Origin of the sequence: Rhodococcus sp. TAF43, assembly GCF_052113525.1 — a bacterium.
Classification (GTDB): domain Bacteria; phylum Actinomycetota; class Actinomycetes; order Mycobacteriales; family Mycobacteriaceae; genus Prescottella.
This window is the reverse complement of sequence record NZ_JBFRDL010000031.1, coordinates 79,595-92,732: the sequence shown is the minus strand read 5'-3', so window position 1 is coordinate 92,732 and position 13,138 is coordinate 79,595. Positions and strand designations below refer to the sequence as shown.

Here is a 13,138-nt window from a genome sequence, read left to right as displayed (position 1 = left end):
GGACGGCGTCGACGATGACTGCGTTCGTCATGGGTGTTCCTTTCGAAATCAGTGGTGACCGGCGAGGTGGGGAGAAGGTCGCCGATACGGGTTGCGTGAGGTCAGCGGCCCTGCCAGACCGGCGGGCGCTTCTCGGCGAACGCGGTCGGTCCTTCCTGCGCGTCGGCGCTGGTGAACACGATTTCCATGGCCTTGGCGTTCTGGTCCCACACGTCCTGTTCCCAGTCGGAGTAGGCGGCCGTCCGGTGGATCATGGCCTTCGATTCCCGCACCGCGAGCGGTGCGTTCGCGGCGATCTTCGCGGCGAGTTCGAGGGCGACCTCGAGGGCGGTACCGGCCGGCGCGACGCGGTTGACCAGACCCAGGTTCAGGCCGTCGACCGCGGTGATGGGTGCGCCGGTGAGCGCGAGTTCGAGGGCGATCTTGCGGGGGATCTGCTGCTGCATGCGGATCACACCACCGGCCGCGGCGAACAACCCGCGCGTGACCTCGGGCAGGCCGAGTTGGGCGTGTTCGTCGACGACCGACAGGTCCGACGCCAGGACCAGTTCGGTGCCGCCGCCGAGCGCGAATCCGTTGACGGCTGCGATCGTCGGCTTGCTGATCCAGTGCTGGGCGTAGCCGGCGAAGCCCCATTCGGGGTGGCCGTCGGCGTCGAGCGGGGCGCCGCTGCCCAGTGCCTTGAGGTCCGCGCCCGCGCAGAAGGCGCGTCCGGCGCCGGTGAGGACGATGACCCGCACCTCGTCGTCCGCGTCGGCCTGCTCGAGCAGGGTGCCGACCGCGGTCGAGAGCGCCGCATCGACCGCGTTCAGTGCGCGCGGGCGGTTGAGGGTGATGATCGCGACACTGCCGCGACGCTCGTACAGCGCGGCGGGCTCGGTGCCGGTCGGCTCGTCGGCCATGGGACTCCTTCAAGATGATCCTACTTACTTAACGATCGCTAAATTGGTACCATGGCGGGCGGGGAGCGCCAACGGTGGGTGCTATCTATCGCACGCTAAGTTGATTCTGATGGGCATTGTGACGCTGCACCGACGCGCCGAGTGACTCGGATAGTTCCTTGCGCGAGACTCATCAGCCACTGCTCGAGTGGCCCTCCGAATCTGCAACTGACAACCGAAGGAGCTCACTGTGACAACGACCGAACCGGGTGTCGTCAGTACCGTCGAGGACGGTGTCCTGCGCGTCGTCATCGACCGACCTGCGAGCATGAACGCCGTCCGCACCGAGACGCTGGACGCGATTGCTGATGCGTTCGAGAAGCACTCCGCCGACCCCGATGTTCGGGTCGCAGTCCTTGCCGGCTCCGGTCGTGCGTTCTGCACCGGGGCCGACCTGGCGGGCCTGGACCTCTCCGCTCCGCCGTCGCCGGCAGTGATCGATGCCGCCAACCGGGTCGCCGACACGATTCGCACCTTCCCGCAACCGGTGATCGGAGCCGTCCGGGGCCCCGCCGCGGGAGTCGGTGTGTCGCTGGCATTGGCCTGTGACCTCACGGTGGCATCCGAATCCAGCTACTTTCTACTTGCTTTCACCAGAATCGGCCTGATGCCGGACGGCGGTGCCACCGCGTTGGTTGCCGCCTCGGTCGGGCGGGCGCGGGCGATGGCGTTGGCGCTGTTGGCGGAGCGCCTCGGGGCTGCCGAAGCGTTGGATGCGGGACTCATCGCGCAGGTCTATGCCGACGACGAATTCGACACGGAGGTCGAGGCACTCGCGGGGCGCCTGGCCGCCGGGCCCGCTGTCGCCTTCCGAAAGACCAAGGCCGCGATCAACGCCGCGACGCTCGGACAGCTCGACACGGCCTTCGAGCGTGAGCGGGAGGGGCAACTCGAGTTGCTCGCCGCCGCGGACTTCGCGGAGGGCGTCGACGCGTTCCAGAACAAGCGCGCCGCGCGGTTCGGGCGCTGACCGTAGTCGGTGTCGACACCGATCGATCGAAACCTCTGAAACCTCTGAACGGTGCCGGTAGTGATCCGGGTGCCGATCGGGAAAGGACTGATTCATGACCGGACCTCTCGACGGGCTGAGGGTGATAGAGCTCGCCGGTATCGGCCCCGGACCGCACGCCGCGATGATCCTGGGTGATCTCGGTGCCGACGTCGTGCGCATCGAACGGCCGAGTTCCAGCACCCCCGACGCACTGGACGGCAATCCGGACCACATGCTGCGCAACCGGCGTTCGGTTGCTGCCGACCTGAAGAACAGCGCCGAGCGTGACATGGTGCTGCGGCTGATCTCGAAGGCCGACGTGTTGATCGAGGGGTACCGGCCCGGTGTGGCCGAACGTCTCGGGCTCGGGCCCGAACCGTGCGCCGAAGTAAATCCGAGGCTGGTCTACGCCCGGATGACAGGTTGGGGGCAGACCGGCCCCATGGCCTCACGGGCCGGTCACGACATCAACTACATTTCGCTGACCGGCGCGTTGCACGCGATCGGGCGGCCGGACGAGCGCCCCGTGCCACCGTTGAACCTGGTGGGCGATTTCGGCGGCGGTTCGATGTTCCTGCTGGTCGGCATCCTGTCGGCGTTGTTCGAGCGACAGCAGTCGGGTCGCGGCCAGGTGATCGACGCGGCCATGCTCGACGGGGTAGCCGTGCTGTCCCAGATGATGTGGGCGATGCGTGGATTCGGTCAGTGGTCGTCGAGCGCAGGTACGAATCTCCTCGACGGTGGCGCGCCGTTCTACGACACGTACGCCTGCGCTGACGGGCGAGCCGTGGCGGTCGGTGCCATCGAGCCGCAGTTCTACCGGGCACTGTTGGACGGGCTGGGGCTCACGGATGCGGACCTGCCGGATCAGAACGACCGGTCCGGTTGGCCGACGTTGCGGGCGAGGTTCTCCGAGGTCATCGCCTCGAAGGGCTGCGAACACTGGATCGACGTGTTCGACGGCACCGATGCGTGCGTGACACCGGTGCTGTCCTTCGACGAGGTCGCCGAGGACTCTTATCTCCGAGAGCGCGGCACACTCGTGGATGTCGACGGCGTCACCCAGGCCGCGCCGGCACCGCGGTTCTCGCGGAGCTCGCCGGGAATGCCGACCCCGCCGCGGCCGGTGGGGGCAGACGGCCCCGAAGTTTTGCGGGAGTGGTTGGGGCACTGACTCTCCGGTGTCCGGGTCGGCCGGCGGTACCGGAGCCGATCGGAAATCGAAGGACGCTCGAGTAATCTCGGATCATCAGCACAACGTGAACGATAGGTGTGGTCAGGTGGCGAAGTTGTCGACAGACGTGGCTGAAGATGCAGATGATCCGGGTGACTGGTGCAGCCTGGAGCGGTTGGAGCTGACGCCCATTCTGTCGGCGTCGCTCGACGCCTTCTACGAGTCGGGCTTCCACGGGGCATCGGTGCGGGAGATTGCTCGTCGGGTCGGCGTCACCGTCCCGTCCCTGTACTACCACCACCAGAGCAAGGAAGGATTGCTCATCGCGCTTCTCGAGCGCAGCATCGGGGACCTGCATTCCCGGTCGCTCGCTGCGAACGCCGCAGGCGACGACGATCCGGTACAGCGCTTGGCCAACGTGATCTTCACGATCGTATTGCAGATGACCAACCGTGCACTGCTGGCTGCCCTCGAGGGCGAAGCGCGGTACCTGGGGCCGGAGAACTGGGAGCGCTACCGCGCGGTCCGGAAGGGTGTCGAGGGCCTGGTGCTCGACATCGTGATTGACGGAAACGGGACCGGGGAGTTCGACGTGGACGATCCCGCCGAGACCACCCGGGCGATTCTCGGTATGTGCCAGGTGATTCCCCGGTGGTACCACGCGGAGGGCATACACAGCCCGGAGGTAGTCGCCCGGAAGTACGTCGTGATCGCTCTCAGGATGGTCGGTGCGACCCGGGTACCGGACATGCCCGAGGTCTCGGGGTAGGCGCGGCACGACCAACGGGTGGGCTGAAAGTCTTGGCAGCAACGAGATTCAGGTGATGCATCTCGAAGGGACTACTGGCCACGTGATCCCGTCCCCGGCCCGCGTGGGGAAAACGTGCGGACCGGGGACCGGATCAGGCTGCCTGTTCCGGGGCCGCCACAGCCAGTCGGCGCAGCGCCAGTTCGCTGTAGAGGGCGGCGCCGTCGCCGAGGCCGCTGTCATCGAACTCCGCGAGCGGCGAATGGTTGTACGCGGCCGCCGTCGGATCCCGGTTCGTGGGGCACTCGCCGAGGAACACGAACGCGCCCGGAATCTCGGTCAGCACCCGCGAGAAATCCTCGGACCCGCTCGCCGGGTCCGGTCGCCACGCGAACCGTTCCGGGCCGTGCACCTGCGAGACGACATCGGCGACGAACTCGGCCTCGGTGTCGTCGTTGACGGTCACCGGATACTGCTCGGAGTAGTCGACGTCCACGCGCAGGCCTCACGTGCAGACCGTACGGGGCCACCGGACGCGTGCCGGACGCCTCGAGGACTCCTTCTGCCAGCATGTGTCCGGCACCGTCGTATCCCTCCTCGCCCGGCTGGAACATGAACACGATGTCGCCGGCGAGGTTCTCGCGCCGCGCCGACAGCAGGTGCGCGGCGCCCACCAGCATCGACGTGTGCAGGTCGTGTCCGCATGCGTGCATGTGTCCCGGGACCGTCGAGGCGTAGTCGATGTTCACGCGCTCACCCACCGGGAGCGTCGGCCTGGGTCACGGCGCATCCCGCAGGGCCGCAGACGGCCGCACTCGTCGAGATCGAGTGCGAGGCCGGACAGGTGCTCGCGACCGCCGAGGCCCTGGTGCGGTGGCCGCACGTGCTGACCGTCGAACACACCAGTGGCTCAAGGGATCTGCTACTCACCGTCAGTGTGCCCGACCTGGCGTCGCTATCGGACATGCTGCTGACCTCCGTCGAGTCGCTTCCCGGAATCCGATCGACCCGAACGCATCTCGTGATCCGTCCGTACGCGATGGGCGGCGACTGGCAGTTGCAGGCCCTCGATGCGGACCAGCGTGCACAGATGGACGCCCGCGGGCAGCGGGCCGCGTCGCCGCCGCGCCCGCTCGGCGAGGCGGACCGGGCGCTGATCCGGGCCCTGTTCCAGGACGGCCGCACGCCCCTCACCGACATCGCGGCGGAAGTCGACTGCAGTGTCAGTACCGCACGCCGCCGACTTTTGGGTCCGTTCGCTCGAGGACGTGCACCGCGTGGAGCAACTGCTGCGGCGGGCGGTGCCGTCGCTCGAGATTCTCGACCGCTCCATCACCCTCCGGTTCTTCGAGCGGATGGGGCGCATCCTCGACGACGTCGGGCGCAGCGTCGAGTGCGTTCCCATGGACGTCTGGTCGGATCCGGTGGAGGCGGCGCGGGGCTGACGTCAGCGGAGCCGCTCGCGGCGGGACATGGTGCTGCGCAGCCCCTCGGCGGCCGCCCGGACGGCATCGACCTGGCTCTCGGGCCGGTAGCGGGTGGTGGGCCCGGTGACGCTGATCGCCGCGACGATGCGGTCGTCGGGTCCGAAGACCGGTGCGGCCACGCACGCGATGCCCAGCGCCGACTCCTCGCGCTCGAAGGCCACCCCGGTCTCCACCACCTTGTCGAGCTGGCCGCGCAGGATTCCCGGCGCCACGACGGTGTGCGGGGTCCTTCGGACCATCGGGGAGGAGAGGACCTCGCGGCGCAGCTCCGGATCGGAGTTCGCGAGCAGTGCCTTGCCGATTGCGGAGCAGTGCAGGGGGATCCGTCCGCCGGTGCGTGACGGGGCGTTCGCCTGGCGGTGGCCGCCGATCTTCGCGACGTAGACCACGTCGTGGCCGTCGCGCACCCCGAGGTGCACGGTCTCGTGGGTGCGCTCGTACAGGTCCTGCAGGAACGGCATCGCCATCTCGAGCAGGCTGCGCTCGAGCGAGGCGAGCATGCCGAGTTCGAACAGGCCGCCGCTGAGGCGGTAGCCGTCGTCCACGCGGTCGAGCAGTCGGTTCGCGACCAGTTCCTTCGCGAGGCGGTGCACGGTCGCCTTGTGCAGTCCGGTCCGGCGGACCAGCTCGGCGAGGGAGACCACGTGGTCCTCGGGGCGGAAGGCACGCAGGATCGTCACCGCCTTGCCGAGGACCGTGTCGAGGTTGGTGGCTCCGGTCATGCATCGAGCGTATCGCTGAGTGAGACGAAAGGTTGGCCTGCGGGGCTTCCGCCCAGCACAGTAGGCGTCATGAGCCAGCCCACGAACTCCACCGCGGTGAGCGAGTCCGCTATCGCCGCTGCCGGGGAACGCCTCGCGTCGGCCGCTGCGGCCGGTGTGCCCTGTGCGCCCATCCGCGACCTGATCGGCGCCGACGACCTCGCGGCCGCGTATGCCGTGCAGAACCGCGTCAACGACCTGCGCATGCAGGCGGGCGCCGTCGTCGTCGGCCGCAAGATCGGCCTCACGTCGGAGGCTGTCCAGCAGCAGCTCGGCGTCAACCAGCCCGATCTCGGCGTCCTGTTCGACGACATGCAGTTCGCCGACGGTGAAGACATCCCGATGAACGTGCTGATCCAGCCCAAGATCGAGGGCGAGGTCGGCTTCGTGCTCGGCGCCGATCTCATCGACGGCCCGCTCGACGCCGCCCAGGTGCGCGACGCGATCGAGTACGCCGTCGCAGCGCTGGAGATCTGCGACAGCCGCATCGAGAACTGGGACATCCGCTTCGGCGACACCGTCGCCGACAACGCGTCGTCCGGCGTCTACGTCCTCGGCACGCAGCGCCGCACCCTCGACGAGTTCGAGCCCGTGGACGTCGTCATGTCGATGGCCGTCGACGGTCGTGAGGTGTCCAGCGGCAACGGTGCAGCCTGCCTCGGCGACCCGATCGAGGCCGTCGTGTGGCTCGCCCGCACGGCGCGCGAGCTGGGTCAGCCGCTGCGGGCCGGTCAGGTCATCCTGTCCGGTGCGCTCGGCCCGATGGCACCGGTCCAGGCCGGCAACGTCGTCACCGTCTCCGTGTCCGGACTCGGTGTCGTGACCACCCGTTTCAAGGAAGGAACCGAGGCATGAGCAAGGTCAAGGTCGCGATCATCGGATCGGGCAACATCGGCACCGATCTGATGATCAAGGTGCTGAACCATTCGGAGCACCTGGAGATGGGCGCGATGGTCGGCATCGACCCCGCATCCGACGGTCTCGCGCGCGCCGCGTCCATGGGCGTGCCGATCACCGCCGAGGGCGTCGAGGGTCTCGTCGGCCTTCCCAACTTCGACGAGATCGACATCGTCTTCGACGCCACGTCGGCGAAGGCTCACGTCGTCAACGACGAGCGTCTGCGCCCGCTGGGCAAGCGCATGATCGACCTCACCCCCGCCGCGATCGGCCCGTTCGTCGTGCCCGCCGTCAACGGTGACGAGCACCTCGACGCCACGAACGTCAACATGGTGACCTGCGGTGGCCAGGCCACGATCCCGATGGTCGCGGCCGTCTCCCGGGTCGTCCCGGTTGCCTACGCCGAGATCGTCGCGTCGATCGCGTCGAAGTCCGCCGGCCCGGGCACCCGCGCCAACATCGACGAGTTCACCGAGACCACGTCCAGTGCGATCGTGTCCGTCGGTGGCGCCAAGCGCGGCAAGGCGATCATCATCCTGAACCCGGCCGAGCCGCCGCTGATGATGCGCGACACGGTCTTCTGCCTCGTGGACGCGTCGGACCCGGCCACCCACGACCAGATCCGCGAGTCGGTCGCGAAGATGGTCGGCGACGTCTCGGCGTACGTGCCCGGCTACCGTCTCAAGCAGCAGGTCCAGATCTCGGAGATCCCCGCCGATCAGCCGGTCGAGACCCTGATCGACGGCGGCAATCGCCCGACCCACCAGGTGTCGATTTTTCTCGAGGTCGAGGGCGCAGGGCACTACCTGCCCGCCTACGCAGGCAACCTCGACATCATGACCTCTGCCGGACTGCAGATCGCTGAGCGGATCGCCCAGAAGAAGGAAGCCACCCGATGAGCACGAACCCCACCATCTTCGTCCAGGACGTCACGTTGCGCGACGGCATGCACGCCGTGCGTCACCGCATCTCGCCGGAGGACGTCAAGCGCATCGTCAAGGCTCTCGACGCTGCCGGTGTCGACGCGATCGAGGTCGCGCACGGTGACGGGCTCGCCGGCGGTTCCGTGAACTACGGCCCGGGTTCCAACACGGACTGGGAGTGGATCGAGGCTGCGGCCGACGTCCTCGAGAACGCCCGCCTGACCACCCTGCTGCTGCCGGGTGTCGGCACCATCGAGGAGCTCAAGCACGCCTACAAGCTGGGTGTGCGCTCGGTCCGCATCGCGACGCACTGCACCGAGGCCGACGTCTCCGCGCAGCACATCGAGACGGCCCGCGAGATCGGCATGGACGTCTCCGGCTTCCTGATGATGAGCCACATGGCGCCCGCCGAGGAGCTCGCGAAGCAGGCCAAGCTCATGGAGTCGTACGGCGCGCACTGCGTGTACGTCACCGACTCGGGCGGACGCCTGACCATGAACGGTGTCCGTGACCGCGTCCGCGCCTACAAGGAGGTCCTCAACGAGGGCACCGAGATCGGCATCCACGCGCACGAGAACCTCTCGCTGTCGGTCGCGAACAGCGTCGTCGCCGTCGAGGAAGGCGTCTACCGCGTCGACGCATCGCTCGCCGGGCACGGCGCCGGTGCGGGCAACTGCCCCATCGAGCCCTTCATCGCCGTCGCAGACCTGCACGAGTGGAAGCACGGCTGCGACGTCTTCGCGCTGCAGGACGCCGCCGACGACATCGTCCGCCCGCTGCAGGACCGCCCGGTCCGCGTCGACCGCGAGACTCTCACCCTCGGCTACGCCGGCGTGTACTCGAGCTTCCTGCGTCACGCCGAGGCCGCGTCGGCCCGCTATGGCGTCGACGTCCGCACGCTGCTCCTCGAGGCCGGCAAGCGTCGCCTCGTCGGTGGCCAGGAGGACATGCTCGTCGACATCGCGCTGACGCTCGTCGCCGAGCGCGAGGGCCAGAGCGCCTGATCTCGGGCATCTCCCTCTCGGGCGCTGTGACCTTCTCCGGTCACAGCGCCCGAGCTGTTTTCGAGGGTTGCGGCACGTGCGTCCGAGGATCCGGGAGCCATAGAGTTCGGTCATGCAGAAGAAACCGTCGACCACCAAGGCATCGACGACGATCACTCGGCCGCCGTACGCGCTCGGATCGGTCGACAACGCGCTGCGTCTGCTGCAGATGCTGCGTGACGTGGGCGCCCTCCGGCTGAAGGAGGCCGCCGAGGAACTCGGGACCGCGCCGTCCACCGCGCACAGACTGCTCGCGATGCTGATGTACCGCGGGTTCGCCGTTCAGGACGAGCAGCGTGTCTACCACCCTGGGCCGGCGATGGGAGTGGGCCCCGCACAGCACGGGTGGACCCGAGAGCTGACGGATGTGTGTCGCCCACATCTGGACGCCCTGGCCGAGCTGAGCGGTGAGACGGTCAACCTCCTCGTCCGCGTGGGCTCGCAGGTACGTTTCCTCTACTCGGCCGAGACGGATTCCACGCTGCGGGTGGGTGATCGACAGGGGCAGGTACTGCCCGCCGAACGCACCGCGGGCGGACGGATCCTGTTGGCCGAGCTGTCGCCGGAGACGCTCGAACAGCTGTACCTGCGGCAGCCGGAGGAGCCGGACGTCGACCCGATGTCGACGCCGGGCTACGACGTGGACCGTCGGCTCGAGAGGGGCGCGTTCCAGATCTTCCGTACAGAACTCGAGGCGGCACGAGCCGTGGGCTTCGCGGTCAACGTCGAACAGACCGAGGCGGGTGTCGCCGCGTTCGGCCTGGCACTGCGCAACGGTCGGGGACAGGCGATCGCCGCGCTCACCGCAGCGGTTCCGACGGCTCGGTACCGGCAGCACGTCGACGGGCGTCTGGTCGCGCAACTGCGCAGCACCGTGCGCGACATCGAAGTCGAGATCGCGCACGTCGGCTGAGGCGGACGTTTTCCGCACCGCGGTGATTCCCGCGAATTGTTCCGAGGGGTCGATCTCCGTCGTTCTCCTGGCTATCATCGACGATATTGCCGGGGATTGTCGGGAATCCCCTGTCCGGAAACCATTCTCGCGGAGGTCGGAATGTCGCTGCCATCCTCGGCGTTCGAACCGCTCCATCAGCACGGGCGATTACGTACCGACGACGTCGACCTGGCCCAGGCGGTCGTGTCGGAGGTATACGAACCGCACGTTCTGGAACCTCGGGGGGAGCGTCGCCTCGATGCGCGACTGAACGCCGTGCAGAACGGGTCGCTCACGTTAGGTTATCTGACTTATGGTGTGGGAGCGACAATTACGCTGCCGCCGAGCGAGCACTGGTATCACGTCAACATCACTCTGTTGGGCGGCAGTCGCGTCTCTCGCGGAGATTCGGTTCGGGGCGAGACCACCGCAATGGCAGGCGCGGCGATGTTGGTGCCACATCATCTCCAGACGATCGAATGGGATTCCGACACCGCGCAGTTCGCACTTCGGGTGCCGAGAGTAGACCTGGAGGGTCATCTCGGGAATTTGACCCGGACGCGAATTGTCGATCCCGTTGATTTCGACCTAGTGGTTGATTTGAATTCGGCGGCGGGCCGCGGATTGATTCGCTGTATAGAGTTCATTCGTTCCGAATGGGACGACGAAGGAATTCTCACGAGGTACGACAATTCCCGTCGGCATCTGGAATCGTTGACGCTCACGAATCTCGTGTTGGCCGCGGGCGGACCGCATCGCGAGCTGCTGGACCAACCGTTCGCACCGGACGTGCCCGAGGCACTGCAGCGCGCGGTCGACTATGTCCACGACCACGCGCGGACCCTGCCGACGCTGGCGGACCTGACGGTGGCGGCCGGCGCGAGTGCCCGCACCCTGCAGAACCAGTTCCTGCGTCACTTCGACCGCTCGCCGCTCCAATACATCCGCGACGTGCGGCTGCGCGGCGTGCGCGACGACTTGCTGCATCCGTCCGCGCCGGAGGTGACGGTCACCGACGTCGCCACGGCGTGGGGGTTCTACAACCTGGGACGGTTCTCGTCGCTGTACCGGGAGGCGTACGGGGAGTCCCCGTCGGAGACTCTGCGGCGGTGCCGCTCGTGATGCCGGCGGGTTGGGGGCGTCGTCCGGTGCGTCGACGCCCCACCCCCGTGCGGCTCAGATCACCTGAACCACGTGCTTGTACTCCTGGAACTCCTCGAGCCCCCGGTGGCCGTTGAGACGTCCGAGCCCGCTCTGCTTGTAGCCGCCCTCCTCGAACTGATCGAGCACGACCGCCCATCCGTTGGTCCAGACAGTGCCGGCGTCCAGAGTGTCCGCCATACGCAGTCCACGCGCACCGTCGCGTGTCCACACCGAGGCAGCCAGCCCGTACTCGGTGGCGTTCGCCATCCGAACGGCGTCGTCCTCGGTGTCGAACACCTCGAACGTCGCAACCGGACCGAACAGTTCGCGCTGGACGAGGGGCGAGTCCACGTCGTCGACGGCCAGCAGTGCAGGACGGAAGTAGGCGCCCCGGTCCAGATCGGAATCGTCGGGACGTCCACCCCGGACCAGGACCCGGGCGTCGTCGGCGTGCTCGGCGAGGAGTGCTTCCAGTCGGTCCCGCGCCGCGACGTCGATCATCGGGCCCATGTGGGAGGTGTCCTCGTCGCCCGGACCCACCTTCACCCGCTCGAGTGCCTCGACGAGTGCCTCCCGTACTCGGTCCGCGACCGACCGCTGGACGAGAATGCGACTTCCGGTCATACAGAACTGTCCCGTGAACGTGGTGATACCGGCGACGATCGTGCCGATCGCGGCACCGAGGTCGGCGTCGTCGAACACGATCATCGGTGTCTTGCCACCCAGTTCGAGTGACAGCCGCTTGAGGGTGGCCGCCCCGTCGGCCATGATCTGCCGGCCGACGGCTGTGCTCCCGGTATAGCTCAGGGCGTTCACATCCGGCGACGACACGAGCAGTCTCGCTCCGTCGTTGCCGGATTCGGTGAAGATGCTGAGCACGCCGTCCGGCAGGGACGGGCAGTCGGCGAGAAGCTCGGCGAGTCGGGCGTTGACGAGTGCAGTCTGTGCCGCCATTTTCATGACGACCGTGCATCCGGCGGCGAGCGCGGGCGCGAACGATCGCACCGACAGCACGACCGGCGAGTTCCACGGCACGATCACGCCGGCGACCCCGATCGGTTCGGACAGCAGCATCGAGTACACGCCGTCCCGTACCCGACCGCCCCGGCCGGAATCGGTGAGTGCCTGCGCGGCGTAGTACCGCAGCTTCGACGGCGTGAGGCTCAGCTCGAAGTCGGCTTCCGGCAGGATCTTTCCGTTCTCGCGAGCGAGCAGCATCGCGAGTTCGCCGGAGGCGGCCTCGATGCGGTCCGCCATTTCCTCGAGTACCCGGGCCCGCAGGTGGCGGTCACGGCGCCACGCGTGGGTGGCGAAGGTGTCCTTGGCGATCCGGATCGCGTCGTGCACCTGCTCGGCGTCGGCCTCGTAGTAGGTGCCGAGGGGTTCGCCGGTCGCCGGTGAGTACGAGGTGCCGGTCGTCTCCGACGGCACCCAGCGGCCGCCGATGTAGTTGCGGGCCGTATCGGCTCGCAGCGCCGACTCGATCGTGGTCATGTCGTCTTCCTTGTCGCCGGGGTCGAGGCGTCGGACGCCTGCGACCGGGTGAATCGCACATGGAGGGGGTCGGGACCGAAGTGGTGTCCGGGAAGGCGCTCGGCCAGCACCGTCACCTGCTCGACGAATTCGCGCAGGTCGGCGCGAGCGTCGGCGGGAACGTCGTCGGACGCGAACGTGCGGTCCACGAAGAACGCGCCGTTCGGGGCGGTGAGCGCGCCGAACCAGGCCAGGACGTCACGCAGGTGCCGCTCCGCGGACAGGAAGTGGTGCGGGGCGGCCGCCACGGTGAGGATCCCGACGGGTTTGTTGCGCAGTGCCTCGTTGGGCAGAGCGTCGACGAGCAGCTTCAGCGTGCCGGTGAACGACCCGCGGAACACCGGGGAGGCGAGTACCACTGCGTCCGCGGCACGCACGCGGTCGACGGCATCGTCGCCCCACAGCCCTACGACGGGATCCGCAGTGGGTTCGGGGCACAGACGATCGACGATCCAACCCGGATACCGGGCCCGTACGTCGTCCTCGATCAGGCCGAGCGCGCGAGCGAGCTTGCCCGGGGGTGTCGGGCTCCCGTAGACGGTGAGAAGTTTCATGTCACAACC

At 67.9% G+C, this 13,138-nt stretch carries 14 protein-coding genes and 2 pseudogenes; 10 read left to right on the top strand and 6 right to left on the bottom strand.

The features are described from left to right. Positions 1-101: 101 nt before the first annotated feature. Entirely contained in the window at positions 102-902 is an 801-nt protein-coding gene (locus tag AB4Z09_RS18830) for a crotonase/enoyl-CoA hydratase family protein (RefSeq protein WP_174913432.1), read from the bottom strand. 229 nt (positions 903-1,131) lie between these two features. On the opposite strand from AB4Z09_RS18830, the gene AB4Z09_RS18825 reads away from it, so the two are divergent. From AB4Z09_RS18825 to AB4Z09_RS18815, 3 genes are all read left to right on the top strand, one after another. Then, positions 1,132-1,911, top strand: coding sequence for an enoyl-CoA hydratase (locus tag AB4Z09_RS18825; RefSeq protein WP_114724363.1), 780 nt, complete (start codon positions 1,132-1,134; stop codon positions 1,909-1,911). 94 nt (positions 1,912-2,005) lie between these two features. Next, on the top strand, positions 2,006-3,106 hold the full coding sequence (locus AB4Z09_RS18820) for a CaiB/BaiF CoA transferase family protein (protein ID WP_174913429.1): 1,101 nt from the start codon (positions 2,006-2,008) through the stop codon (positions 3,104-3,106). A gap of 127 nt (positions 3,107-3,233) precedes the next feature. Continuing rightward, positions 3,234-3,875, top strand: coding sequence for a TetR/AcrR family transcriptional regulator (locus tag AB4Z09_RS18815; protein WP_254622657.1), 642 nt, complete (start codon positions 3,234-3,236; stop codon positions 3,873-3,875). A 133-nt stretch (positions 3,876-4,008) separates the two neighbouring features. Here the strand turns inward: AB4Z09_RS18815 and AB4Z09_RS18810 are convergent, their stop codons facing one another. Both AB4Z09_RS18810 and AB4Z09_RS18805 read right to left on the bottom strand, forming a co-directional pair. After that, the gene (locus AB4Z09_RS18810) at positions 4,009-4,350 is read right to left on the bottom strand and encodes a M20/M25/M40 family metallo-hydrolase (RefSeq protein WP_442240433.1); all 342 of its coding nucleotides are present in this window, start codon (positions 4,348-4,350) and stop codon (positions 4,009-4,011) included. A 64-nt stretch (positions 4,351-4,414) separates the two neighbouring features. Continuing rightward, a pseudogene (locus AB4Z09_RS18805) lies at positions 4,415-4,567 on the bottom strand (M20/M25/M40 family metallo-hydrolase); the annotation flags it as partial. Here AB4Z09_RS18805 and AB4Z09_RS18800 point away from each other — a divergent pair. Next, positions 4,558-5,052: pseudogene (locus AB4Z09_RS18800) on the top strand (Lrp/AsnC ligand binding domain-containing protein); the annotation flags it as partial. The pseudogenes AB4Z09_RS18805 and AB4Z09_RS18800 sit on opposite strands and share 10 nt — an antisense overlap. Positions 5,053-5,074: 22 nt before the next feature. Next, a complete protein-coding gene (locus AB4Z09_RS18795) occupies positions 5,075-5,299 on the top strand; it encodes a hypothetical protein (protein WP_254622655.1) in 225 nt (74 codons plus the stop codon). Between the two features lie 2 nt (positions 5,300-5,301). Here the strand turns inward: AB4Z09_RS18795 and AB4Z09_RS18790 are convergent, their stop codons facing one another. Then, complete coding sequence (locus AB4Z09_RS18790; RefSeq protein ID WP_442240432.1) at positions 5,302-6,063, bottom strand: IclR family transcriptional regulator; 762 nt, start codon at positions 6,061-6,063, stop codon at positions 5,302-5,304. 69 nt (positions 6,064-6,132) lie between these two features. Between AB4Z09_RS18790 and AB4Z09_RS18785 the strand changes: the two genes are divergently transcribed. The 5 genes from AB4Z09_RS18785 (at position 6,133) to AB4Z09_RS18765 (ending at position 11,021) form a co-directional block, all read left to right on the top strand. Then, positions 6,133-6,957, top strand: coding sequence for a 2-keto-4-pentenoate hydratase (locus tag AB4Z09_RS18785; RefSeq protein WP_442240431.1), 825 nt, complete (start codon positions 6,133-6,135; stop codon positions 6,955-6,957). Continuing rightward, positions 6,954-7,898, top strand: coding sequence for an acetaldehyde dehydrogenase (acetylating) (locus AB4Z09_RS18780; RefSeq protein ID WP_442240430.1), 945 nt, complete (start codon positions 6,954-6,956; stop codon positions 7,896-7,898). Before AB4Z09_RS18785 ends, AB4Z09_RS18780 begins: the two co-directional genes overlap by 4 nt. Beyond that, positions 7,895-8,926 (top strand): 4-hydroxy-2-oxovalerate aldolase, encoded by a 1,032-nt coding sequence (gene dmpG / locus AB4Z09_RS18775; RefSeq protein WP_114724359.1) that lies wholly within the window; start codon positions 7,895-7,897, stop codon positions 8,924-8,926. Before AB4Z09_RS18780 ends, dmpG begins: the two co-directional genes overlap by 4 nt. Positions 8,927-9,038: 112 nt before the next feature. Next, entirely contained in the window at positions 9,039-9,878 is an 840-nt protein-coding gene (locus AB4Z09_RS18770) for an IclR family transcriptional regulator (RefSeq protein ID WP_174913416.1), read from the top strand. Positions 9,879-10,019: 141 nt separating this feature from the next. Then, positions 10,020-11,021 carry an AraC family transcriptional regulator gene (locus tag AB4Z09_RS18765; RefSeq protein WP_254623044.1) on the top strand — a complete coding sequence of 334 codons (1,002 nt, stop codon included), beginning with the start codon at positions 10,020-10,022 and terminating at the stop codon, positions 11,019-11,021. 54 nt (positions 11,022-11,075) lie between these two features. Here the strand turns inward: AB4Z09_RS18765 and AB4Z09_RS18760 are convergent, their stop codons facing one another. Next, the gene (locus AB4Z09_RS18760) at positions 11,076-12,536 is read right to left on the bottom strand and encodes an aldehyde dehydrogenase family protein (protein WP_174913410.1); all 1,461 of its coding nucleotides are present in this window, start codon (positions 12,534-12,536) and stop codon (positions 11,076-11,078) included. Further along, the gene (locus tag AB4Z09_RS18755) at positions 12,533-13,129 is read right to left on the bottom strand and encodes an NADPH-dependent FMN reductase (protein WP_442240429.1); all 597 of its coding nucleotides are present in this window, start codon (positions 13,127-13,129) and stop codon (positions 12,533-12,535) included. Before AB4Z09_RS18755 ends, AB4Z09_RS18760 begins: the two co-directional genes overlap by 4 nt. Positions 13,130-13,138 lie beyond the last annotated feature (9 nt).